Origin of the sequence: Brevibacillus sp. BC25, from assembly GCF_000282075.1 — a bacterium.
GTDB lineage: Bacteria > Bacillota > Bacilli > Brevibacillales > Brevibacillaceae > Brevibacillus.
Window position 1 is genome coordinate 18,605 of record NZ_AKIX01000093.1, and the last position, 25,442, is coordinate 44,046.

The following is a 25,442-nucleotide window of genomic DNA, read 5'->3' on the forward strand; positions in this document are numbered from 1 at the left end:
GCAGCTAGGCGGGAAGGCGTTGTCCTTTCCGTCTAGTCACTTATAGAAGTTGTTTGGAAACGGACGCAGCTTGAAATGACTTGCGATGAAGGAGGAAACACAACCCGATGAGCAGCGTAACACTTGATCACGTTCACAAAAGGTTTGGCCAAGCAAAAGGGGTCGAAGATGTTCACATTCATATCGAATCAGGAGAGTTTTTTACTTTTCTCGGTCCGAGTGGCTGCGGCAAAACGACTACCCTGCGCATGATTGCCGGTTTTTATTATCCAACGGAAGGCCATATCCGCTTTGGATCACAGGAGGTTACATCTCTTCCTCCCCATAAGCGCAATACCGGGATGGTATTCCAAAACTACGCGTTGTTCCCGCACATGACTGTTTTTGAAAATATCGCGTTTGGCTTGCAGGTTCGGAAAGTCAACAAAACCGATGCAAAAGAGCGCGTAGATCGGATCATGAAGTTGGTCCGTCTGGAAGGCTATGGCGAACGCCGCATTGATCAGCTTTCCGGGGGACAACAGCAACGGGTAGCACTGGCACGGGCGCTGGTCATCGAGCCGCAGATTCTGCTGTTGGATGAGCCGCTGTCCAATCTGGACGCGAAGCTTCGCGAAGAGACGCGTTTTGAGATCAAAAGACTCCAGTTGGAGCTGGGGATTACGACGATTTACGTCACGCACGATCAGGCGGAAGCGATGTCGATGTCAGACCGGATTATGGTCATGCAGAGCGGAGAGGTGCAGCAGATCGGAACACCGCATGAGATTTACCATCGTCCTGTAAACCGTTTTGTCGCTTCTTTTATCGGCGAGACGAATCTGTGGGAAGGGACAGTTACCGGGTTTGACGGCGATGAAGTGCTGGTTCGCACGGCTTCTGGACAAATGCTCAGCGGATTCAAGAAAAATGCCTCTCCACGTGCACAGCTGTCTGTCGGGGAGAAAGTAACCATGTCCATTCGTCCTGAATCCGTTCTGGAGAGTACAGGGAATGAGGGACAAAATGTAGTGACAGGCTCTGTTGTCATGTCTGAATTTACAGGGGCGTGTGTCAATTACGTCACGGAAGTAGGAACGGAGAGCCTGCGCAGCATGTCCATCAACCTGGGACGACCGATTAAACAGCGCGGCGATGCCATCGGCCTACATATACCGAAAGAGAGCATTTATTTTGCCGGATAAGGGGGAAGAAGCTTTTGAGAGCAGAGTTGCAGCAAGCGCCGACAGCAGCCAGACGAAAGTCCATCACCGCTTCACCCGCCTTCGTCTACGTGCTGGTATCGCCACTCTTTTTAATATTGTTGGCTTATGTCATTTATCCATTGTTCGAAACGTTCGTTGCGAGTATCAAGATCGATGAGGAAATTACGTGGAAAAACTACATTCGCTTCTTCAGCCTGGAGCATACCGCCAACCTGGAAGCGTTGTGGAACAGTGTCTACATATCGGTTCTGAGTGTCATTACGTGCGGAATTGTTGGCGTCGCGATGGCGTTTTTATTGGAACGCTATGATTTTCCTGGACGAAAAATACTTTCTGTGCTGGCTCTGGTTCCGATGGCGTTGCCTCCACTCATTGGTGTTCTCTCGTTTACCTTTTTGTACGGAGAGAGCGGAATCATTCCACGAGCCATCAAAGAGCTGTTTGGGCTTGCCCAGGTTCCTTTCTCGTTAAAAGGAATTTGGGGTGTGGTCGTCGTTCATACGTTTACGATGTACACCTATTTCTTCATGACCGCAACAGCAGCAATCAAGGGACTCGACCCGTCCTTGGAAGAGGCGGCAGCCAGTCTTGGAGCGAATCGCTTTACCGTTTGGCGGCGCATTATTTTGCCGATGCTCACGCCAGCCATGGTCGCGTCTTCTCTGTTGGTTTTCATGATTTCGATGGCTTCTTATACGGCACCGCTCATTTTCGGAATTGACCGGACGATGACGATGCAAATCTATCTGTCTCGTACCAATGGAGATTTGGACATGGCTGCGACACAGTCTACGATTCTTTCGATTGTTTCCGTGGCTTTTCTTTTGATCATGCGTTGGTACCAAGGCGCGCGCAACTACCAGAATTTGAGCAAAGGGGTCAGCGTGCATCGTACCGAGATCAAGAGCAAAGCGGGACGCTACACCACGATTGTGCTGTCTTTTATCGGTACAGTCATTCTGATGCTGCCAATTCTCGTATTGGTACTCATCTCCTTCTCAGTGGATGGTACCTGGACGGTGCAAATATTACCTCCGGAGTATACCCTTTCGCATTACATGGATTTGTTCACGGATAGCAAGACATGGCGTCCGATTCTCAACAGCTTGCAGTTGTCTGCTATCGCGGTAATCGGGATCGTCATTTTCGGTGTAGCTGCGGCATATGCCATGGTTCGCCTCAAGTTTCGCGGGAAAACGCTTCTTGATGTGTTGATCATGCTGCCATGGGCATTGCCTGGGACAGTTGTGGCGATCAACCTGATTGCAGCGTTTAGCGAGCCGAATGCATTCAGCTTTGGACAGGTTTTGATCGGAACATTCTGGATTATTCCGTTGGCGTATTTTGTCCGACATCTACCACTTGTGTTTCGCTCTACCAATGCGACTTTGATGCAGATGGACCCATCTGTCGAGGAGGCTGCGCGGAATCTGGGTGCTTCCTGGTGGTACAGCTTCAGACGTGTCGTGTTCCCGATGGCATGGGGTGGAATTCTCGCAGGTACGCTTTTGGCATTCGTTCAGTGTATCGGGGAGTTCGTAGCTTCGATTTTGATTTTCACACCGAAGACAACACCATTGTCTGTCGCGGTATTCCAACGCATGTACAGTAATGAATTCGGCACCGCTTGCGCCTATGGTGTCTTGCAAATCGTGGTCATCATCATCGTGTTGTTCATCTCCAGAAAACTGACCGGAGATAAAGCGGGAACTGCCGTGTAAAGCTGGATGCCTTCGTGAAAAAGGAGGAGCTTCTCGTGGATGCCAGTGAATCGATGGACAAGAAATCACCGATGGTACAGCCGACTAAACTGCTCTGCCCGCCAATTCCCGTATCTGCGCGCACCATGCAGGGGGAACACGGACTGCTCGATCTGTGGAAAGCGATTAAGCCGCTCGCTACCATTGCCAGTGCCATGAACACAGGTGCCCATCCAGACGATGAGCACAGTGCTATGCTCGCTTACTTGGCGCTAGGGAGAGGCGTGTATACCACGAGTGTGATCGCGACGAGAGGGGAAGGCGGCCAAAACGAAATCGGCTGCGAGCAAGGTACCGCGCTTGGGATTATCCGCACGCGCGAGCTGGAAGAAGCATCATCTCTCGGCAATGTGACGCTTGGCATCTTAAGCGAAGAGCTGGATGATCCCATCCATGATTTCGGGTTCTCCAAATGCGCCGAAGAAACCTTCCGCAAATGGGGCGAAGAGGTCGTGTACGAGCGATTGATTCGAAAAATCAGGGAGCTGCGCCCCGATGTCGTCATTGCTTGCTTTGAAAATGAACCGACGACACACGGACATCACCGGGCGATTACGTTACTGACACAGCGAGCTTTCCACGAAGCAGCCGATCCACAGATCTTTCCGGAGCATAGGCAGGCTGGACTTTTGCCGTGGCAAATGAAAAAACTGTATCTGCCTATCATGGACAACGATGATTATCACGTCGCTGTACCCGTGGGGGAATATGACCAAATCTACGGCTCATCTTATGTTCAGCTTGGTGAGCGATCGAGGTTTATGCATAAGACACAGGGCATGGGTGTTCATTACGACGAAGGCCCGACCTACAATTACTACCGATTGGATGCTTCTGTTTCCCCAGCACCAGAAAAAGAGCGTGACTTTTTTTCCGGACTGCCCGTCAGTTTTGCTGATCTGGCGCAGAGCATCGCTGCAAAAGGCGGGCAAGAACTCGCCGAAGTGCTTCACCGTATGCACGATGCGGCTATAGAAGTTTTGAATGCCTACCCGCGTTTTGCTGAGGTGGCACAAAGGGTTCATCGCATGAAGGCTTTGCTTGCGACTGCACAACAAGAAGTAGGCAAGGCTCCACTCGATGAAGAAACAAAGATTGATTTGATGTATCGGCTAGGACTCAAGGAAGCGCAGCTAAACCGTGCCAGTGCCGAGGCTCTGTCTTTGGTGGTGAAAATCAAGCCAGAGACGGGCGAGTGGGTGGCAGGCCAGACGACAACGGTTACCGTAACGGCTTACAACGGCGGCTCGCTTGAGGTTGAGCATGTGCAGCTGCGTATGCGTGTCCCGGCTGGATGGACGGCGAAACCGCTCACGCCAACTGCGTTTCCGCGACTTGCTTACAATCAGACGGTGTGCACCGTATTTGAGGTATCGATTCCTGCACAGACGGAGCTGTTCCATCCTTACAAGCCGCCCGTGCTCGATGTCGAGGTGCTCTATTTCGCCTTCGAGACAGCCAGTACGATTCGCGTGGAACCGGATAGCCGTGTAGCTGTGCTTCCGCCGTATGCCGTGACCCTGACACCGTCAGATGTGGTGCGAAACACGCTACATACGGATGAGACGATCCCGGTTAAGGTAACACTGAAACAGTATCGTCCGGGAAGCTCTACAGCCAAGGTCGCTCTCGTTGTCCCGGCAGGCTGGACAGCGGAGCCAGCCTTTGTCGATGTTCCGTTTTCTTTCCGCAGCGAGACGAAAACGATCGCATTTACTGTTCATACCACACCGCAGGTGACGAATGGCAAATATCAGATCAGCGCTACGGTCACGGGAACAGACGGTGTGACAGAGATCGCGCAAGATGTGCAGGTCATTGAATACCCGCATGTCGGACGCACGTATTTCATCCGACCCGCTACGCTGACTGTTCAAGCCTTTGACCTGGCCATCCCGAAAAACCAACGGATCGGCTACGTATCCAGCGGATTTGACAATATGGATAAATACTTGCGCGCGGTTGGGGTGAATTGCCTCAATCTCGACGCAAACGAAATACAATCGGGCGATTTGTCCCGCTACGACACGATTGTCCTTGGCATTCGCGCATACGGATTCCGCCGCGAATTAATCGAGAGCAACCAGCGTCTTTTGCACTATGTAGAAAACGGCGGAAATCTCGTCGTTCAATATCACAAGCCGGAGGACAAATGGAAGCCGCACTTGGCGCCATACCCCATTTTTATCGGCGAATCGCTGATCGATTGGCGGGTGACGAATGAGCAATCAGACGTCCGTATGTTGGCCCCTGACCATCCGATGTTCCAGGAGCCAAACGTGATTACCCAAGCAGACTGGGATGGATGGGTGCAGGAGCGCTCCATCTACAATCCTTCTCGCTGGGGGAGCGAGTATACCGAGCTGATTGCGACAAGTGATCCGGGAGAACCAGAGTTCCGCGGCATTTTCCTTACGGCGCATTATGGAAAAGGGACGTACACCTACAGCTCGCTTGCCTGGTTCCGCGAGATTCCACAGCTAGTCCCTGGCGCTTTTCGCTTGTTCGTCAACATGATCAGTCAGAAGCAGTAATGCCCCATCCACTCCGGGCCAACCGTGGGTCGATCCATGGCTACATCAATGAAATGCAAACGTACAGACCGCCATGATTGATATAGACATCAATCTGAAAATGGAATGGAGGAACGTTCATTGAGTAAGGGGAAACTTGCCAAGCTGTACACGATTACGACTGCTGCGGTGCTGGCCACGAGTCTGATTATGCCGGTAGCACCCGAAACCGCCCATGCAGACCGCGGGGTTGTCGACCTGTGGAAAGCCATCAAGCCGCTCACCACGATTGCCAGTGCGATGAACACTGGAGCACATCCGGACGATGAGCACAGTTCAATGCTCGCGTACTTGTCGCTTGGCAAAGGGGTGGACACATCCAGTGTCATTGCGAACCGAGGCGAGGGAGGACAGAACGAGATAGGCAGCGAGCTAGGTAATGCGCTGGGGATCATTCGTACCCGCGAATTGCAGGAAGCTTCCAAAATCACGAACATCCATCTGGAGAACCTCAGTGAAAAAATCGATGATCCTATTTTTGACTTCGGCTTTTCCAAAAGCCCGGATGAAACCCTGCAAAAATGGGGCGAGGATGTAGCGTACGAAAAGCTCATCCGCCGTATCCGGACACTGAGACCAGATGTCGTGATTCCCGCATTTTTGAACGAACCTTCGACTCACGGTCATCATCGCGCGATTAATGTCATTACAGTACGGGCATTCAAGGATGCCGCAGATCCAAACGTTTTTCCACAGCATGCAAAGGAAGGCTTGGCTCCTTGGCAGGTGAAGAAGCTGTATCTGCCTGCAAAGGAACAAGATTACTCGGTCAAGGTACCTGTTGGTGACTATGACGAAATTTATGGTGCCTCTTACGTCCAACTAGGCGAAGAATCCCGTTTTATGCACAAGAGCCAGGGTATGGGGCGTCACTATGACGAAGGGCCAAGCTTCAATTATTACAAGCTCGATCAAGCCATCGTAGAGACAAAAGACATGGAAGCAGACTTTTTTGAGGGAATTGCCTATTCGTTTGACGATTTAGCCAAGGAAGTGGCCAGCCAGTCTGGTGGGGGAAAAGTCGCGAGTGAACTGAAAAAGCTGCAAAAGGATGCCGCAGAGGTTGTTGCTGCGTACCCAAGCTTTGCCTCAGTAGCCAAGGAAGCGCATGAAATGCTGGCGGATGTGGAAAAAACGACGGCAGTAGTCGAAGCTTCCTCCTTGCCAACTGACACGAAAACAGACTTGCGCCATCGTTTGGGAGTGAAGAAATCCCAGCTGAACAAAGCTAGTGCCGAAGCGCTCTCGCTCGTAACCAAAGTAAAGCCTGAGACAACTGAGCTGGTAGCTGGCCAAACAACGAAAGTAACGGTCACGGCTTACAACGGCGGCCAAGCAAAAGTCGGGAAGATCAATCTCGCGCTGAATGTACCAAAAGGCTGGCAAGCCAAGCCGCAATCGACCACCAGCTTCTCATCGCTCGGCTACAATCAGACGGTGAAAACGACATTTGATGTCACAGTTCCTTCTGATGCCGCTCTGTTCCAACCGTATGCCGCTCCAGCCATTACGGCAGATGTCAGCTACAGCTTTGCAGGCTCGACGGCGAATAGTCATGTGACACCAGCAGATGCCATTGCAGTTCTTCCATCTTTTTCTATGGTGCTGAGTCCAAATGCGACGGTTTTGAATACGCAGAAGCCAGAGGAGCCAATCCCGGTCAAAGTTACGGTGAAAAACTACAATCCAGGTGCAGCGAAAACAACGATCTCTCTCGATGTACCAAAAGGCTGGAGCGTAGAGCCACAAGCAGCACCGCTCGCCTTTGAGGCCAAGGGAGAAACGAAGTCGGTTGCCTTTACGGTGAAAGCAGATGCTTCGGTCCAACCGGATAAGTATACGGTGACAGCAGTAGCGTCTGGCAGTGGTAAAGAGAGCCGACACGGAGCCCAAGTCATCCGTTACCCGCATATTGGCACGACTTACTTTGTCCAACCTGCAACGCTTGCCATCCAGGCATTTGATCTGAAGGTGCCGGAAGGCTTGAAGGTCGGTTACGTATCCAGTGGCTTTGACAATATCGATCAGTATTTGTCCCAATTGGGAGTCAATGTGACCAATCTGTCGGCTAAAGACATCGAGTCTGGCGATCTGGATCAATACGACACGATCGTGCTGGGTATTCGCGCTTATGGTTTCCGACCTGAGCTGATTCCTTCAAATGCACGCTTACTGAAATACGTAGAAAACGGCGGAAATTTGGTCGTGCAATACCACAAGCCAGAGGATAAATGGAAGCCAGAGCTGGCTCCTTATCCGATCAAAATCGGTGCTCCGCTGATTCAATGGCGTGTCACAGACGAAAACTCCAAAGTAACAGTACTGGCGCCTGATCATGCCTTGTTCCATTCGCCAAACAAAATCACGGAGGAAGATTGGGACAACTGGATTCAGGATCGTTCCGCTTACAATCCATCCGAGTGGGGCAAGGAATACACAGAGCTAATCTCCAATGGAGACGAAGGCGAGAAGGAATTTACGGGTACGTACCTCACTGCCAAGTATGGAAAAGGAACGTACACCTACAGCTCGCTCGTGTGGTATCGCGAAATTCCGTCACTCGTACCGGGTGCGATCCGATTGTTTGTCAACATGATCAGCCCACAGCAGTAATCATAGTAGAAGGGAAGGCGATCGTTCGGCGGTCGCCTCCCTCCTAAAAGAAGATCAGACGCAAAAATAGAAGCAGTTTACGAATGGGTAGGGAAGGAGATGCAAGAAAGATGAATTACAGAGATCGGATTTTTCAACAGGAGGGAGCCAGTTTCCCTGGCAAGACATACGTGGAGGCGGTTTTGGAGCCTGCATTCAACGAAGCGAAGCATCATCTGCTGCATCCAATGATGGCGATCAACAAGGCACATTTGATCATGCTTCGTGAACAAGAATTGCTCACAGACGATGAGGCCAAAAGAATTGCTGGTGCGCTGTGTGGGATCGAAATGGAAGAGCTGCGCCAATCGCATTACACCGGGCAGTTTGAAGATTTGTTCTTTCAGGTAGAGAGCCGTTTGCTGGAACTGGCTCCTGATGTGGCAGGAAATCTGCATCTGGCTCGCAGCCGCAACGACATGGGGATTACCATATACCGCATGGTGCTGCGTGAAAAATTGTTGGTAACCTTGGCTTCTGCCCTCTATCTGAAAGAGCATTTGCTCCTCTTTGCAAATGAGCATGTGGATACGATCATGATTGGCTACACACACACGCAGCAGGCACAGCCGACGACAATGGCGCATTACATCATGGCAGCTACTGACATGCTCAGCCGTGATATCAAGCGACTGATCCAAGCCTATCACACTGTCAATCGCTCTCCGATGGGGGCAGCGGCCTTGACGACTTCTGGCTTTGCAATCAGCCGGGAGCGGATGCGCGAATTGCTCGGATTTGATGAGTTGGTGGAAAATTCCTATGATGCAGTCTGCGGCGCGGATTATTTGGGGGAAGTAGCGACAGCCGTACAATTGGCAGCCATTAATTTGGGGCGTACGGTTCAAGATATGCTGTTGTGGTGCACACAAGAGTTCGCGGGGTTAAAAGTCGCGAGTCCATACGTGCAGATCAGCTCCATCATGCCACAAAAGCGAAATCCGGTTTCCTTTGAACATATGCGCTCTCTGTTGTCCAGTGCAGCAGGAAATGCGACAACAGTGCTTACGATGATGCACAATACGCCTTTTGGCGATATCGTGGATACCGAGGATGACATGCAGCCATACGCGTGGCGGAGCATGGGCGTACTCGAGCAGATGTATCGCTTGATGGCGAGTGTTGTGGGTACGATGGAAGTGAACAAGGACGTCCTCTTGGAGCGGGCAAAGGGCAGCTTTGCGACCGTTACAGAGCTGGCGGATACATTGGTGCGCACGGATCAGCTTTCGTTCCGCAAATCTCATCACATCGTGAGTCGTGTGGTAAAAGAAGCAATGAGCGAGCAACTCGCTGCAAACCAAATCAGCTTGGAGCTGGTAAACCGTGCAGCCGTGGAAGTAATCGGGCGAGAGCTGTCGCTCACAGCAGAAGAGCTCAGACTGGCGCTTGACCCCGTTCATTTCGTAATGATCCGCAAGCTTCCTGGTGGACCAAATCCAGAGGAAATGAAGCGCATGATCGCTGTTCGCCAAGCTGTTCGCAAGCAGGAAACAGAATGGCTGGCACAGAAAAAGCAAGAGATTGCGAATGTGATGAAAGGGTTAGATCAGATGACAGCTGAATGGAGTGTGGGGTAATGGCAGTGGTGCAAATACCTCTTCTGGCAGTGGACGGAGGGGGCACCAAGTGTCTGGCGGTACTGGTGGACCGCTCCAGAAATGAAATCGGTGCAGGACGCTCCGGTTCATGCAATTATCAAGGGATCGGGGAGGAAGCGGCAGCTCGTGAGTTGGTTGCAGCGATCAGCCAAGCTATAGACGATGCGATCGCTCGTCAAACAATTGCCCCCTTTATGAGCGGCACTCCGACACTGGATGGACCAATCGAATGGGAAATCGAGTGCGCGGTGTTCGGGATCGCTGGCCTGGACACGGAGTATGATCGACAGGTGATCTCGCGGATGGTGAGCAAGGTACTGCACCAGCTCGGTATTCGTGTCCAGCAGCTGATTGTGGAAAACGACGGGTTTGCGGCATTGCTCGGTGCGACCGGAGGCAACCCCGGCATTCTGGTCATTGCAGGCACAGGCTCGATTGCCTTTGGTGTAAACGATGAACAGGAAACGGCGCGAGCAGGAGGCTGGGGACATCGGGTCGGTGACGAGGGCAGCGGCTACTGGATCGGCAAGCAAGCGATTATGGCTGTATTAAAAGCTGCGGATGGCCGTGGAGAGCCGACCGTATTGAAAGAGCAGCTCCTCCCGCACGTTGGACTGGGACGCGTAGATGAATTGTTTAACTGGACGTACAGTGAGCATTATTCCGTAGAGAAAGTAGGGGAGCTGTCGCCGTTGGTCAGCCAGGCGGCACTTGCCGGAGATAAGGTGGCAGCAGCTATTTTGCAGGTCGCAGGCGAAGAGCTTTTCGATGCTGCTCGGGCTGTCATAGATACGTTGCAAATGAAAGTCAAGCCGTTTCAGATGATCATGCAGGGAGGCGTTTTGCAAAACGATGATCGCGTGCGAGAGATCGTCGTAGAGCGCGTCAGAGAGTACGCTTCGCAGGTCGTCATTGAAAATGCACAAAACGATCCGATTTACGGTGTCATAGCAAAAGGATTGGCTTATTTAGAACGCCAATCGAGCGGCAAGTGAGGTGCCAGTAATGAAAAAAGTAATGGTTGTCTTTCCCCATCCGGACGATGAGTCTTTTGCCTGCGGGGGAACGTTGGCAAAGTGCAAGGACGCCGGACATGAAACGTGTTATTTGTGCATTACCTCCGGCTGCAAAGGACGCAGCGGTCCATTCGATATCGATTGTCGAGAAAAGCTGGCAAAACATCGAGAAATAGAGCTGAAGACAGCAGCGGAAGTGCTCGGAATCAGTCGTCTCGACTTGTTCCGGTACGCGGATGGTTCCTTGCAAAATGCCGATCTGGATGAGCTGGTGGGTAAGATTCGGGAAGCGATAGAAGAATGGAAGCCCAATGTCGTCGTTACGTTTCCGCCGGACGGGGTAACGGGTCATCCCGATCATATCGTCACGTGCGAGGCAACGACGCGAGCGGTCGTACAAGCGGAAGCGAGCATGACTCCGGCAGAATACCCTGATCTGTACTATGTTTCGATCCCGCACTACTACGATCATTGCCCGGATCATGGTCCAAAGCCAGCGGTTCCGATTACAGGCAAGGTCGATATTTCGGGCTATCGGATGCAAAAAGGAGAGGCGTTGAAGGCTCACTTAAGTCAGGAGTATTCCGTGAATCGCGCTTATCCGGGTGTGATCGATGGGGACTTTGGTGTCATTGGCTGCTATGAGTATTTTACTTTGGTGCGTTCAGCGGGCAAGGCGATCGAGCCGGTTAGTGTGGGTGGGACTATTCCTGTCATTGACCTGTAATCTAAAAAGTAAGAAGGGCTGACCAGCATGATTTTTGCTAGTCAGCTTTTTTACATTGGATAGCCCATCAGTCGGATTGTTTTGTCCTACTAGATTTGCTTACAATGTGATCAAGTAGAATTGGAAATCAAAGGGAGAGAAGACATGTCACATAGAGTCTATGTATATAACGTCAGTGAACCTTCTCAAGCACAAGGCAACGACACGATGATGGTGGAATGGGGCTATGAGGTTCCCCTACTCTTGCAGCCGCTCTTCATAGAAGGTGGTTTAATCGCCGGAAATAATTACAACAACCATACCGAGCCGGACAATTCCGGACTCTATTACGACACGCAGGCAGGTATCGAAAATGTGAAGCGATTCTACGATTTCCTGGAGAGCCAGGAAGGGTTAATCCAAAACAAAGAAGCATTTTTAGAAGCGAGAAATCAGCTTTTCAGCTATCTGGAAAAACGAACGCTTCCGTATTTTCACATCGATGCCTGGGACGTATTCAATATGGATGACATTCCTCATGACGAGCAGGCGGAAACTTTGCGCGCCAATATTGCCCATAACAACGAGATCATGACAAAGGCAATGGACAACGATGACATCTCATTGCTGAACTACTCCGAATTGATGGACGTGAACCCAGGCTTTCGTTCTTTTGCCGAGCTGCTCAATTATGAGGACTGCCAATACGGCTGGGGACACATCTGGCAGCCTTATGAAGAGCATTCCGACGTGGAGATTTTTGAGGAAGCTGGCTTGTTTGGTCTAAAAGACGAAGAGGGAAATATATTGCTCGCCCCTCAGTTCGATGCCTTTTACGATTTTGCTTCCGAAGATCTCGCCGTAGTCTCTAGAGATGGCAAATATGGCTATGTACATAAATCCGGGAGAATCGTCATTCCGTTGGAGTGGGAGGATGCCTACGATTTTGAATACGGCTCTGCTGGTGCCATTGTCAAACGAAACGATCGATATGGTCTGATCAATCTGGAAGGCAAAACAATTGTCCCTACCGACTATGAAGAATTGGAACCGCTCGATTACCAACGATTTTATACGGCAAAGAAAGACGGAAAATGGGGAGTGCTGGGGGAAGCTGGTTCAGTAACAATAGATTTTGAGCATGAAGAAGCTTTCAAGTGTGGGGACGGATTTTACCATACAGCGGTTAAAGGCAGGAAAAATCAGAAAATCTTTAACGAATATTGGAAATACGTTGGGGAATTCCCTCTGGCGGCGGTGGAACAGATCGACGAAGGGCTTCTTCTCGTCAAACCACACAAGGATACAAGTCATAGCACCTTGTACAAAAAAGATGGCACTGTCGGCGCATCCGGCTTCGATAAACTGAATCGGCAAACCCATTTTCCGAATCTGCTCGTCCTACGTAAGGGGAAGAAGTACGCCGCTTATGGCAAACTGCAGGAGAGCCTTCTGTTGCCGTACGAATACGATGAACTGATTGATTTGCAGGTTTATACGGAGGCAAGGCAGGGCAATCAGGTGCTGGCGAAAAAAGATGGAAAGCTAGGCGTTTTTCATGGAGATGCCGATCAGCCAGCATGGTTATTCCCCTTAGACGATTATGAGAATATTTTTCGGCTGCATCAGGATGCGTATGCTTTGAAGAAAAATGGATTATGGAGCATTGCCTTATCACCGGAAAAGCGATGGAGTGATTTTGAATTCGATCTGGTGGTGAAAAAGGCATTTGTCGGGGGTTTTGCTTATGCCTTCAAGGGTCACGACGTTTATCTTGTAAGCGAGTACGGGCTGTCGAGGGCAGATAAAACGCTCGTTCTGGAGGATGTAGAAGATCGTTATTCCAGCTATTATTTTGATGACGAGGTTCGCAAGCGACTGCTGGCTTATGCCAAAGGGGAGCAATCCAATGTTGACAGCGTGGATCAGTACACGCCGGTAGAAACGTTGTACAACCTGGGCATGGAAGCGTATGAAGCAGGTGATTATGAGAAAGCCATTCTGTACGATACGCTGGCTGCTAAAAAGGGCTATCCCTCATCCATGAACAACCTTGCCCATATGTATTACAGTCTAGAAGGATTCGAGGATGCTGATAAAGCTTTTTACTGGTATGAATTAGGGGCTGCGGCAGGCAACCACCATGCTATGAATGGATTAGGATGTTGCTATCGACACGGGGTAGGCACGGAACCTGATGCCGATCAGGCAATGCACTGGATGGGCAAGGCTGCAGAACACGGTCATGCGCTGGCTCACAACAATCTGGGCGCCATCTATTATGACGGAGAACTGGTGCCGCAAGATTTGGACAAGGCTCTCTGGCATTATGAGCAGGGGGAGTTATTGGGTTCGCCGGTTTTTGCGTGGATTGGCTATCTGCACGATTCAAAAGGAAACTACGAAAAGGCGCTGCATTATTATCACCAAGATTACGAAGCAGGCGGCGATATCAGTGCCTATAATTTGGGGATCTTTTACTATAATGGCTACGGTACAGCCAAAAATATCGACGCCGCCATCACTTATTTTCATGCTGCTTTGGAAAGAGATTACCCGCATGCACATATCGAACTGGCAAGAATTTACCAGAATGAAGCGCAATATGTGGACGAGCTTCTGGCGAAACATCACCTCGAAGAAGCAGAGAAGGCAGGTCTTGATATCCCTGAGGAGCTCACACAATCGTAGAAAAAGAAAAAAGCGGATCGACAGGAAAAGTCGTCGGTCCGCTTCCAATCTAACCAGCATGCTAAACAATGGCTTCCACTTCAATTTCAACGAGCAGACGCGGGTCAATCAATGCCTTGACCTCAACCATCGTAGCGACAGGCTGAATCTCGCGAAAAAACTCCCCATGTGCTTTTCCGATCTCTTCCCACTTGCTGATATCCGTTACAAACATCCTCGTTCTGACCACATGAGACAAATCAGCATCTAATTCTCGCAATGCTTTTTCAATCGTCTCTAGGATAAACCTTGTTTGTTCATAGGCATCTCCCACACCAACGACTTCTCCGTCCTTCATAGCAGTGGTGCCAGCCACTTCAATCCGGTCTCCTATTCGGATTGCACGGCAATAGCCCACTACAGGCTCCCAAGGTGAACCCGTGAATATTTTCTTTCGATTCATAGTAGAATGCCCCTCTCATGTCCGCAATAATTGGAATATACTACAAAAAAGAAGGAGAGTGGAGCGGTTTATGAACTTTTTTCTCACTCTTTTTTCCAAGTACAAGTGCTTGATTTACACTACGATTGGTCATCAAGAATACGTGCGTGTGGCATATAAACTGGAGGCTCATGGCATTCGTTTTCGGACACGTATTCACTCTCATGCGCTTCGTCATTTAGGGGGAGACATGGGGATGATTCCCCATGAAGAAGACAATAAGCAATATGACATCTACGTGGCAAAAGAAGATGAACACCAAGCACATTTGGCGATTCATTCCCGTTGATGGATACCTATACGATCATGACAACCTCTTATATAATGAGTGGGATTCGTAAGAAAATGGTACAACCGAGGAGGAACCAGCATGTCCGTACTAGAGGCACTCAAAAGCAGAAGAGCCGTGCGTAACTATATTCCAAAAGAAGTAGAAACAGAGAAAATCCAGGCGCTGCTAGATTGCGCAGTGCTAGCCCCGAACGACCGCTTGCGTCAGCCGTGGCATTTTTATGTGATCAGAGGAGAAGCAAAGCTGCGGTTCGAGGAAATCGCGAAGGAATTTTTGCTGGAGCGTTTTCCGACCAAGCCGAATCTCGTGCAGGATTCCTTAGCCGTCCTGGAAAAAACACCACTCGTCATTGTCGCGACTGCTGATGTGATCCCAGGGGATGAAGCATCCTCAGAGGATAACGAATACGCGGTTTGCTGCGCGATTCACTCTATGTGGCTGGCAGCGAAGGAACTGGGACTGGGCATGGTATGGCGCACGAGAGGAATCGGCTTGGTTCGCGATGAGCGCTTGCTGCAATTCCTCGGATCGCCAGAAAATAAAAAGGTTGTGGGTACGCTGTTCATTGGCTATCCCGAGGCAGATGCTCCTGAGACGAGTCGGATAGCAACGGAAGAAAAGACGACCTGGCTGTAATGGGGAAGGTTAGACCGTACATATCGAGGGGAGCTGTTTCATTATGTTTGGAAAGCTTGCGGCAGACGCACTTGGTTTGAGCAATGTGGGAATCGTGGTAAAACCAGCGGATTACGATAAGGTGGACGCTGATGATTACATCATGCACGAGGACCATGAGAAAATTTATTTTTTGATCAAATCAAAGTCCGATGAGTACTGCTTCACCAATCTGGGGCTTGTTCATCTGGATGGAACGAGTGCCACCAGCAAAAAACGCATGCTGCGCCGCTATTCCTACCATACACACCCGATCTCTGACGTGTATCTGGAAACAGCCGGAACCGTCGATTTGGATGTAGAAATCAAGTTCACCATGGGCAATGAGCACTATTCGATCGATGTCAACAAAAAGCATTTGGAGGAGCTGAAAGACCTCTACAAAGCTCTTGTGAAGATCGCATCGATTATGCACGATAACGAACTTGCGCTCCAGCATGCAAAAGAAAGCCTCCACGTCGCCCAAAGCACACTCGGCCGCGTAACAGGCCAGCAAGCAGACGTAGCTTCACAATTCAAGTCCATCAACCAATACACCTTCGATTGGCTGGAAGACATCCGATACAAGTATGTCGTTAAAGACTTTGGTAAAGTCTTTGAAAAATATATTCATAACTAAAAAGTAGTAATGAAGAAAAAAGAGCCTCGTTAAAGAGGCTCTTTTTGTATTTAAGCGAAATCTTCGGCAAGCTTCTACTCTTCGAGTAGTTCAAAACGAGCAAACCAAACAGCTTTACGGGAAGGCGTGTCACATGTTTGGAAGGAGACCGCCCGAACAAAGTGAGGAAAAAGGCGACTGGAAAACATGTGGCACGCCTTCCTCCCGACCACTACAGCAAGTCGACCAAGCTCTTTCGAGCTTTACTCCTTATGCAAAAGCTTGCCGATCTTGAGCGCCAGCTGGATTTGAAGCAGCTCCTCCGAGTTTTTCAAATCCATGTTCAAAATCTCTTTGATCTTCTCGATCCGGTAAATAAACGTATTGCGGTGAATGAACATCGCTTTCGCCGCTTCACTGACGTTTTGATTGTACAGAAAGTAGTTGTCCAAGGTCACCATGAGGCTCGTGCCGAACTCTTGATCATGCTCGTACAGCTTCCCCAGACGCTTTAAAAAGAAGTCTTCCAGTTCAATGTCCTTAATGTTGGAATCCAGGAAATGATAGACGGAGTAATCATCGAAATGAGAGACATCGCCCTTGCTGTTGAACTTCTGCATCAGGCGGATCGCTTCATGGGCTTCGGAAAAGCTCTTATGAAGCGAGGCGATGTTTTTATACTGACGTCCTACCCCAATAAAGAACAAGGTTTTCTTGATTTTATCCACGAGAGCGCTGTACAGCTCATTGGCGAATTGCTTCGCTTCACTTGCAGACACCACAGGGCGATGCTCATTTTGTCCGATGAGAATGATGATCCGATTGTTACGATAAAAGCAGGTGATTTCTCCAGGAGCTTTGCTCGAATGGTCATAGACGAGATCGACGCATTTTTTTGCGATCCGATCCAGCTCGTACTTGCGATCGATTATATCCTCCAAATTTTCCAGCTCAACCGGCTCGATATTAATAACCATACAAAAATACATGTAGCTTGATTGTAGTCCGTGCAGATCACATAAGGTTTGCAGCGAGTCAGCCGAAGTGATTTTACCTGTGAGTAAGTCATCGAAAAAGTCTTGTCTGATCTTCAGCTTCACTTCCTCGATTTCTCTCGCCTTGATCCGCTCCAGCGCCACGATGGTGGACGCTTGTTCCAACACAATGTAGTCAAATTCGGTAAGCTCCCACACGGTTTGCCAGACGACGATGTATCCGTAGATGTGATTAGCCACAGCAACGGGGAGAATCCTGCATTTAACCTCATAATCTTTCGCATGGTAGATACGCTTGATCGACTTTTTGATCTGGCTAATATTTTTCGGGACGGACTCGGTGAAGTCCCGGGTAAAAACAGGTCTGTTTTTGCTTAAGGTCAGGCAGGAGTCAAGCGGAATCGGATTGTGCCAGATTTCCGTGTAATGAAGCAGATGCCAGTCCTGATCCAGAATAAGGATCGGATTGTTGATCGTCTCAGACAGCTCGGAAGCGATACGATCCAGTCCGCCACCTTCCAGCGCAATGCGAAACAGTGCGTTATGCATGTCCAATGTTTTGCGGTTCAACAAGTCGTAGCGCCCGGAGGCTTTCTCGTTAATAATGGCAATCACTTTAGACAGCGTGTATTCAAAAGGCAGGGCCAAAAGCGGGAGTCCATACTTGTTGGCATGATCAATCATGTTTTGCGGGATTTGATCAAAATAGCGGTGCATCTTGATGCAGAGCCCGGAGCAGTTGATCTCCGCCAATTCCTTGATGATTGTATTTTGCAGCTCGGGATTGTCCTTGAAAATATATCCGGTGGAGAGTAGTAATTCATTGGAAGACAGCCAGTCAAAAGCATCCGGGTTCTCCATGATATTGACGATGGAGACGACGTTATTAATGCCTTGCTCTCCAGCGATGATTTTGATGCCATCTATGGATTGAATGGTAAGCAAATCTTTGATGGTCAGCACCTTGTTCACTCCTTTGCCACAAAGGGATTCCTGTAATTGTGCAATGTGCACAAGTGAACCTCAATTTTTTTAGTTTCCATACACAATGACGATTCCATTCATCCTGTCTAAAATAATGATGTAAGTACGGGGTGCTTGTCTAATTGTTTTTTAAAAGAGCAAGCGTTCAGCCAATCTTGGCGGGTTGTTCAATCACGAGATCATGGAGGGCTTACTATGACAGACAAAAGCGTAGTACAAGCATTTCTCGAGGCAGCGGCTGAGGGGAATATCGAAGCACTGAAAAAGCATCTGGAGCAGGGCGTAGATATTAACGCAAGAAACAGACAAAAGCGTACAGCGATTCTGACTGCTGCGATGAACGACAAATTGGAAGCGGTATCGTTTTTGGTAGAAGCGGGTGCAGATGTAGATTTGCAGGATGAGACATGCTTCAACCCGTTCTTGTTCGGTTGCATCAACGGCAAGCTGGAGCTCGTCAAAATGATGATCAAGGCAGGAACAAACCTGGAGTTGTTGACTCGTTTTGGTGGCGTAGGGATTACACCAGCTTGCGAAAAAGGTCATGTGGACATCGTACGTGAGCTCGTAACGACGACTGACATCAACGTAAACCATACCAACTTTGTGGGTTGGACACCACTCATCGAAGCGATCATCTTAGGTGATGGCGGCGAGAAGCAACAAACGATCATCAAACTATTGATTGAGCATGGCTGCAATGTGCAGATGGTAGATAAATACGGCGTAACACCGCTTGAGCTTGCGAGAAGAAAAGGCTACACCGAGATCGAAAAAATCTTGCTGGAAGCAGGAGCAAAGTAAAGCGTCCCATGTACATCCAGGCGTTGTCTGGCGATGCTGGTTTCCTTGAGCGTTTGGCACGAGCAAACTTTAGCGGGACCGTACACAGTATTTTTGAGCGAACGATCAATCTGACATGCAGCGAAAACGGGGAATTGTACACCATTGGCAACCATCAGCTAGACAATGCACCGAACACGCTCATCATTAATGTAAAGGGCTTTTCAGAGCTGGGGCTGTCCGTTAACGCTCCGGTCATTACGGAAGATAGTACGCTCGTTATTGGAGCGGATTTGCGAATATGGACTCAGCAAGCAACAAAGTGGGAAGGTGAGCTTCCTTCCTATCCTTGTGACATAGAAGGCGTAGATGTATTGCGCAGAAATGTGGCGTTCACGAAAAACTACGTGGACGTATACGGCAAGATGGGGGGCATGAAAATGTCCTCCCAACCTGCCAGTCCGTTTGAGAAAGAGATGTCCCGTATGCTGATCCAGCGTGCAGACCTGCTTTCCGACGATCTGGCGAACAACCGCATAGAGTCAGCTACTCAGCATGCGATAAGTCTTATCGGACTGGGACCGGGGTTAACACCCTCAGGTGACGATTTTTTAGTGGGATTGTGCAGTGTATACAAAATGCAAAACATTTCCTCTTGTTTGTCATGCCCATTTTTCGATGAAATCGTCCGTTCGTCCCAAGCATTAACGAACGAAATCAGTGCGATCACGCTGAAAAAAGCAGCCCATGGACAAGTAAGAGAGTCGCTAAATGACTTACTTTCATGCATGGTGTCCGGCTCCATGGCAGAGCTTGTCCCTGCTTTAGACAAAATCATCGGGATCGGCTCGTCGTCGGGGACGGATATCCTGCTTGGCATCCTATGTGGTTTGGAACGAAATCTAGAAGCTGGAGGTAATGTATGTCTACCAAAGTCGTAATCAAGCAAAGCACGTATTTTGACTCGGTATCCCTGATGTCTCTATCTACAAAAGCGAATCAAATTGAAGGTGTCGAACAAGCGGTTATTGCGATGGGCACCGACATGAACAAAGAAGTATTGAAAAACGTAGGCTTGCTCACACCTGAGCTGGAAGCAGCGAAAACGAGTGATTTGATGATCGTGGTAAAGGCGGCGACAGACGAGCTGTGCGAGAGCGCTCTCATTGCCATCGAAGAACTGTTCAAGAAAAAAGGCGGCAGCAAATCTGCAACAGAGATCAAATACTCCACGATTGATTCAGCGGCAGCCAGCATTCCGGAGGCAAACCTCGCTGTCATCTCGGTAAACGGTGCATTTGCGGCGAGAGAAGCGAGAAAAGCATTGGAAAACGATCTGCACGTCATGCTGTTCAGCGACAACGTGAGCATCGAGGAGGAGATCGCCCTCAAGCAATTCGCGCATGAAAAAGGCCTGTTGATGATGGGACCTGACTGCGGTACAGCGATTATCGGCAATGTGGCACTATGCTTCGGAAACGCAGTGAGAAAAGGCAACATCGGGATCGTAGGAGCATCTGGTACAGGTAGCCAAGAGGTGAGTGTGCGTATTCACGACTTCGGCGGCGGTATTACGCAGCTGATCGGTACTGGTGGTCGCGACCTCTCCGAGCAAGTCGGCGGCATCATGATGCTAGACGGAATCAAAGCACTGGAAGAGGATGAGGCGACAAAGGTCATCGTACTCATTTCCAAGCCACCAGCGCCAAGTGTACAGGAAAAAGTGCTGGCGCAAGTGAAGAGCTGCAAAAAACCTGTGGTTGTGTACTTCATTGGTGGAGAAGAAACGCCGGTTCTGGAAGCAGGCGGACATTTTGCCAAGACGAGCAAGGAAGCAGCTATCAAAGCAGTTGTGCTGGCTGGTGCCAACGAAGACGAGCTTAACAAGCGCGCTCTCAACTGGCCGCTGATTGAAGAAGTGCGGGCAAAGCTGACACCGGAACAAAAATACGTTCGCGGGCTGTTCTGCGGCGGTACGCTGTGCGACGAAGCAATGTACCTCGCGATGGACAAGTTTGAAGAAGTTTACAGCAACATTCAAAAGAAACCAGACTACAAGCTGAAAAACATCCATGAGAGCAAGGCTCACACTTTCCTCGACATGGGCGATGACGACTTTACAAATGGCAAGCCGCACCCGATGATCGATCCTTCCACGCGCATCGCGAGATTTTTGGAAGAAGCAAAAGATCCTTCTGTCGGTGTCATTCTCATGGACTTCATCCTGGGTTTTGGTTCCCACGAAGATCCAGTAGGCGTGATGCTGCCAGCAATCATCGAAGCAAAAGCACGGGCTGCCAAAGAAGGCAGACATTTGGAAATCCTGGGCTACGTGCTGGGTACCGACCTCGATACACCGAACTTCGATGAGCAAGTGAAGAAGCTGATGGATGCAGGCGTAACGATTGCGAGCAGCAGCACGAACGCAGGTCTACTGGCTAGAGAATTTGTTGCGAAAGGGGAATAATCATGAGCAAAATCAACGAGTTGTTTAATGGGAAAATTCATGCGATCAACGTAGGGATCGAGTTTTTCAAAGACGATATCATCAAGCAAAATGCCAATGCATCTCATTTGGATTGGAAGCCTCCAGGCGGTGGCAAGCCTGAGCTGATCAACGCTCTCGACAGACTGGAAAACGCTGCTGTCGCTGAGAAAATAGCTGCGGCAAACAAGCTGGCGGTAGAGCGCATCATCAACTCCCAGCCGATGCTCGTCGGCTTCGACCAAGCGATCAATGTGGTACCAGGTATGACCAAAACCACGATTCTGCACGCTGGTCCGCCGATCACTTGGGACAAAATGTGCGGCTCAATGAAAGGTGCTGTAACTGGAGCAATCGTATTCGAGGGCTTGGCAAAAGACATCGAGGAAGCTGAACAGGTAGCTGCTTCCGGCGCAATCACGTTCTCTCCATGCCACGAACACAACTGCGTAGGCTCCATGGCAGGTGTGACATCCGCTTCGATGTTCATGCATGTGGTGAAAAACAAGACGTACGGAAACGTCGCTTACACCAACCTCAGTGAGCAAATGGCTAAAATTTTGCGCATGGGTGCCAACGATGAAAGCGTCATCGCCCGTCTGAACTGGATGCGAGATGTATTGGGACCAATGCTGCGTGATGCGATGAAAATTGCTGGCGAAATCGATCTTCGTCTCATGCTGGCGCAAGCGCTGCACATGGGTGATGAATGCCACAACCGCAACAACGCAGGAACGAGCCTGTTGATTCAAGCACTGACACCGTACATTTTGGAGACAGATTTCACAAAAGAACAGAAGCGCGAAGTATTCGACTTCGTCGCAAGCAGCGATTACTTCTCTGGCCCGACATGGATGGCTCTGTGCAAATGCGCACTTGACGCAGCGCACGGAATCGAGAACAGCACAATTGTCACCACGATGGCGCGTAATGGCGTTGAGTTCGGTATCCGTGTAAGCGGTATGGCTGGCAACACCTGGTTCACAGGACCAGCGCAAAAGGTAATCGGACCGATGTTTGCAGGCTACAAGCCAGAGGATTCCGGTTTGGATATCGGAGACAGTGCGATCACCGAAACATATGGGATCGGTGGCTTCGCGATGGCGGCAGCTCCAGCGATTGTTGCACTCGTAGGTGGAACGGTTGAAGAAGCGATCGGATTCTCCACCACGATGAAGGAAATTACGACAGCAGAAAATCCAAACGTCACGATTCCACTCCTGGACTTCCAAGGTGTCGCAACAGGAATCGATATTCGTCAGGTGATCCAAACAGGCATCCTACCGATTATCAACACAGCCATTGCGCATAAAGACGCAGGTATCGGCATGATCGGTGCGGGTATTACGTATCCGCCGATGGAAGCTTTTGAAAAGGCATTGCTCGCAGTGACGGAAACGATTAGCTAATAGCTTTTCATCCTAGGTGACTCAGCTTTCGCAGCAAATGAAGGTTGCGAAAGCTGGGTTGAATGAGGAAGGTGAATGAACATGGGGCAGGCAAACGTAAAAGAATCATATGAAGAATTCAAGTCCTATGGATACGCGGACGATATTTTGCCAAAGACTTCCGAAAATCGAGATTGGGGTACCTTTAACTACGTGACTGTGTGGATGGGCGCTGTGCATAATCTCATGTCATACATGACGGTAGCCGGATTCTTTGTCCTCGGATTATCCGTTCCGCAAGTCTTGTGGGCAGTCATGATTGCTGCCTTGATTGTCTCGGCGGGCTATGTGTTGAATGGCTATGCGGGACAGAAATACGGGATTGGCTATTCGATGCTGTTGCGCAGCTCCTTTGGAGTAAAAGGCTCGATCATTCCTGCTATATGTCGTGGGCTTATCGCTGGGGTTGTGTTTTTTGGGACAAAAACAATTATTGGCGCACAATCCTTTAATGTCATTTTTGAGAAAATCTTCCCTGGCTATATGAATATGGTTCCAGGCTTTGATTTTCTCGGATTAGATTTCCCGACGATGCTTTCTTATGTGATCTTATGGGTGATTACAGTTGGATTGTTTTTAGGTGGAATGAAAATTCTCAGTCTGTTTAGTAAATGGTCTTCACCGATCATCTATATTTTCATCGTAGGTGCAGCGATTTGGGCGATCACCGTTGCTGGCGGATTTGGTCCGATTTTTGCCTATACTCCTGCCAAACCGATGGAGAATTGGCTTGTATTTATCGCATGTGTAAGTGCCTTGGTATCGAACTGGGGTGGCCCGATTGTAAATATTGCAGACCTTACGCAACGGGCAAAACACCCGAAAGCTCCGATGATTGGTCTGCCGCTTGGAATGATTGCCTCCTACATCCTGTTTGGAATTACGTGTGTAGGATTGTTGGTTGGAACGCAAATCGCGTTTGGCATCACAGACTTTAATGTAGTCGTTGCCATTAATCAAATTGGGAATCCTGTTGCCGTCATTATCTTGTTGCTGGCACTGAATATAGGTTCGACGAGCTATGTTGTGTTTGGAAATTTGCTTCCATCTGGACTGCAAATGACAGCGCTTCTTCCGAAAATGTTTACGGTAAAATCAGCGGCGGTCTGGACAGCCGTTTTGGGCACCCTCATTTTACCTTGGAAGCTGGTAAACGGCACAGCAGCACTGTATATGTTCTATAGCTTTATCGGCTCCATGTACGGTCCTATCACAGGGATCATGCTGGTTAGCTTCTTCATTGAAAGAAAAAGAAAGCTGGATTTAGCTGGCATCTACGTAAAACCAGGTGAAAACGGAGAATACAAAAACGGCTTTAATATGGTGGCATGCGGCGTATTGATCGTCAGCTTCTTGATTACGCTATCCGGCTCATTCTTGCCAAATGTGCCACTATTGGCAAACATCAGCAAGTCAGCATTCCTTAGCGGGTTGATCATATCCGGCGTTTTATATGCGCTGTGCTATAAATGGAACAAACCAAGCACGATCACGCAGAGTGAAACAGCTGCAAAAGTATCTTAACAAAGGGAGAAGTGCCCAGTGGAAAAACTCGTTATTGTTGCTATCGGCGGCAACTCATTAGTGAAGGATAATGGTCGCAACACGATTCAAGACCAGTATGAAGCCGTATGTGAAACCGCGACAAATATAGCAGATATGGTGCAAGAAGGTTACAACGTTGTCGTTACTCATGGCAATGGACCGCAGGTTGGATTTGCTTTGCAAAGATGTGAAATCGCCAATGAAGTGTCCGGGATGCCTACGATCCCGCTGGTCAATTGCGTGGCGGATACGCAGGGCGGAATCGGCTACCAAATCCAGCAGGCACTCACCAACGAATTTGCCAAAAGAGGAATCAACAAAAAAGTGGCGAGCGTCATCACACAGGTAGAAGTCAGCAAGGATGATCCGAATTTCGAAAATCCAACGAAGCCAGTCGGCTCTTTCTTCGCGCTGGAGCAGGCGGAAGAGATGCGCAAAGAGCATCCGGACTGGGTATTTATCGAGGATTCCGGTCGCGGCTACAGAAGAGTGGTTCCTTCCCCTAAGCCAATCGACATCGTGGAAAAAGACGCAATCAAATCATTGATCGAAGCGGGATATGTGGTAGTCGCTGTTGGCGGCGGTGGTATTCCGGTTGTGAAAACGGGCGAAAATACGTACGATGGGATTGATGCTGTCATCGACAAAGATTTTGCCACCAGCTTGCTGGCAGAGCAAATCGATGCACAGACACTGATCATTACGACAGGTGTTCCGCAGGTATGCATTAACTTCGGCAAGCCGAATCAAAAGGCACTGGAGCGCATCACGGTAGAGGAAACGAAGCAATACGTTCGTGAAGAGCACTTCGCAAAAGGCAGCATGCTGCCAAAAATTGAGGCAAGCCTGAGCTTTTTGGAGAAAAATGGGTCAAGCGTGATCATTACGAACCCGGAGAGCTTAAAGGATGCGATTACGAACAAAGCAGGGACACACATCGTAAAATAAAGGC

At 49.5% G+C, this 25,442-nt stretch carries 19 protein-coding genes; 17 read left to right on the top strand and 2 right to left on the bottom strand.

Going from position 1 to position 25,442, the window contains the following annotated elements:
- Nucleotides 1–107 precede the first annotated feature (107 nt).
- From PMI05_RS22095 to PMI05_RS22130, 8 genes are all read left to right on the top strand, one after another.
- Nucleotides 108–1,184 (top strand): ABC transporter ATP-binding protein, encoded by a 1,077-nt coding sequence (locus PMI05_RS22095; protein ID WP_007726554.1) that lies wholly within the window; start codon nt 108–110, stop codon nt 1,182–1,184.
- A gap of 14 nt (nt 1,185–1,198) precedes the next feature.
- Complete coding sequence (locus PMI05_RS22100) at nt 1,199–2,926, top strand: iron ABC transporter permease (RefSeq protein WP_007726558.1); 1,728 nt, start codon at nt 1,199–1,201, stop codon at nt 2,924–2,926.
- Between the two features lie 53 nt (nt 2,927–2,979).
- The gene (locus PMI05_RS22105; protein WP_039961201.1) at nt 2,980–5,499 is read left to right on the top strand and encodes an NEW3 domain-containing protein; all 2,520 of its coding nucleotides are present in this window, start codon (nt 2,980–2,982) and stop codon (nt 5,497–5,499) included.
- Between the two features lie 120 nt (nt 5,500–5,619).
- The gene (locus PMI05_RS22110) at nt 5,620–8,151 is read left to right on the top strand and encodes an NEW3 domain-containing protein (protein ID WP_007726562.1); all 2,532 of its coding nucleotides are present in this window, start codon (nt 5,620–5,622) and stop codon (nt 8,149–8,151) included.
- A gap of 110 nt (nt 8,152–8,261) precedes the next feature.
- Nucleotides 8,262–9,770: an argininosuccinate lyase gene (gene argH, locus PMI05_RS22115; RefSeq protein WP_007726564.1), complete on the top strand. Its 1,509-nt coding sequence runs from the start codon at nt 8,262–8,264 to the stop codon at nt 9,768–9,770.
- On the top strand, nt 9,770–10,786 hold the full coding sequence (locus tag PMI05_RS22120) for an N-acetylglucosamine kinase (RefSeq protein WP_007726567.1): 1,017 nt from the start codon (nt 9,770–9,772) through the stop codon (nt 10,784–10,786). The genes argH and PMI05_RS22120 overlap by 1 nt, the downstream gene beginning before the upstream one ends.
- Nucleotides 10,787–10,796: 10 nt before the next feature.
- Nucleotides 10,797–11,534: a PIG-L deacetylase family protein gene (locus PMI05_RS22125; protein ID WP_007726569.1), complete on the top strand. Its 738-nt coding sequence runs from the start codon at nt 10,797–10,799 to the stop codon at nt 11,532–11,534.
- A 144-nt stretch (nt 11,535–11,678) separates the two neighbouring features.
- Nucleotides 11,679–14,204 carry an SEL1-like repeat protein gene (locus PMI05_RS22130; protein ID WP_007726572.1) on the top strand — a complete coding sequence of 842 codons (2,526 nt, stop codon included), beginning with the start codon at nt 11,679–11,681 and terminating at the stop codon, nt 14,202–14,204.
- 61 nt (nt 14,205–14,265) lie between these two features.
- On the opposite strand, the gene PMI05_RS22135 is transcribed toward PMI05_RS22130, so the two are convergent.
- Entirely contained in the window at nt 14,266–14,646 is a 381-nt protein-coding gene (locus PMI05_RS22135; protein WP_007726574.1) for a RidA family protein, read from the bottom strand.
- Nucleotides 14,647–14,716: 70 nt separating this feature from the next.
- Between PMI05_RS22135 and PMI05_RS22140 the strand changes: the two genes are divergently transcribed.
- The 3 genes from PMI05_RS22140 (at nt 14,717) to PMI05_RS22150 (ending at nt 16,271) form a co-directional block, all read left to right on the top strand.
- Nucleotides 14,717–14,974, top strand: a complete 258-nt coding sequence (locus PMI05_RS22140) for a hypothetical protein (RefSeq protein WP_007726576.1) — start codon at nt 14,717–14,719, stop codon at nt 14,972–14,974.
- 81 nt (nt 14,975–15,055) lie between these two features.
- Entirely contained in the window at nt 15,056–15,613 is a 558-nt protein-coding gene (locus tag PMI05_RS22145) for a nitroreductase (protein WP_007726578.1), read from the top strand.
- A 43-nt stretch (nt 15,614–15,656) separates the two neighbouring features.
- Nucleotides 15,657–16,271: a PH domain-containing protein gene (locus tag PMI05_RS22150; protein ID WP_007726579.1), complete on the top strand. Its 615-nt coding sequence runs from the start codon at nt 15,657–15,659 to the stop codon at nt 16,269–16,271.
- Nucleotides 16,272–16,513: 242 nt separating this feature from the next.
- Here PMI05_RS22150 and PMI05_RS22155 read toward each other — a convergent pair whose 3' ends face one another.
- Complete coding sequence (locus tag PMI05_RS22155) at nt 16,514–18,208, bottom strand: PucR family transcriptional regulator (RefSeq protein ID WP_039961194.1); 1,695 nt, start codon at nt 18,206–18,208, stop codon at nt 16,514–16,516.
- 216 nt (nt 18,209–18,424) lie between these two features.
- Between PMI05_RS22155 and PMI05_RS22160 the strand changes: the two genes are divergently transcribed.
- The 6 genes from PMI05_RS22160 to arcC all read left to right on the top strand — a co-directional run bounded on the left by PMI05_RS22160 (nt 18,425) and on the right by arcC (nt 25,438).
- Nucleotides 18,425–19,033 carry an ankyrin repeat domain-containing protein gene (locus tag PMI05_RS22160; RefSeq protein WP_007726583.1) on the top strand — a complete coding sequence of 203 codons (609 nt, stop codon included), beginning with the start codon at nt 18,425–18,427 and terminating at the stop codon, nt 19,031–19,033.
- Nucleotides 19,034–19,041: 8 nt separating this feature from the next.
- A complete protein-coding gene (locus PMI05_RS22165) occupies nt 19,042–19,953 on the top strand; it encodes a DUF2877 domain-containing protein (protein ID WP_007726585.1) in 912 nt (303 codons plus the stop codon).
- Nucleotides 19,935–21,479, top strand: a complete 1,545-nt coding sequence (gene fdrA / locus PMI05_RS22170) for an acyl-CoA synthetase FdrA (protein ID WP_007726587.1) — start codon at nt 19,935–19,937, stop codon at nt 21,477–21,479. The genes PMI05_RS22165 and fdrA overlap by 19 nt, the downstream gene beginning before the upstream one ends.
- Nucleotides 21,480–21,481: 2 nt before the next feature.
- Nucleotides 21,482–22,906, top strand: a complete 1,425-nt coding sequence (locus PMI05_RS22175) for a DUF1116 domain-containing protein (protein ID WP_007726589.1) — start codon at nt 21,482–21,484, stop codon at nt 22,904–22,906.
- An 81-nt stretch (nt 22,907–22,987) separates the two neighbouring features.
- Complete coding sequence (locus PMI05_RS22180; protein ID WP_039961196.1) at nt 22,988–24,469, top strand: cytosine permease; 1,482 nt, start codon at nt 22,988–22,990, stop codon at nt 24,467–24,469.
- An 18-nt stretch (nt 24,470–24,487) separates the two neighbouring features.
- Nucleotides 24,488–25,438, top strand: a complete 951-nt coding sequence (gene arcC / locus PMI05_RS22185; RefSeq protein WP_007726593.1) for a carbamate kinase — start codon at nt 24,488–24,490, stop codon at nt 25,436–25,438.
- Nucleotides 25,439–25,442 lie beyond the last annotated feature (4 nt).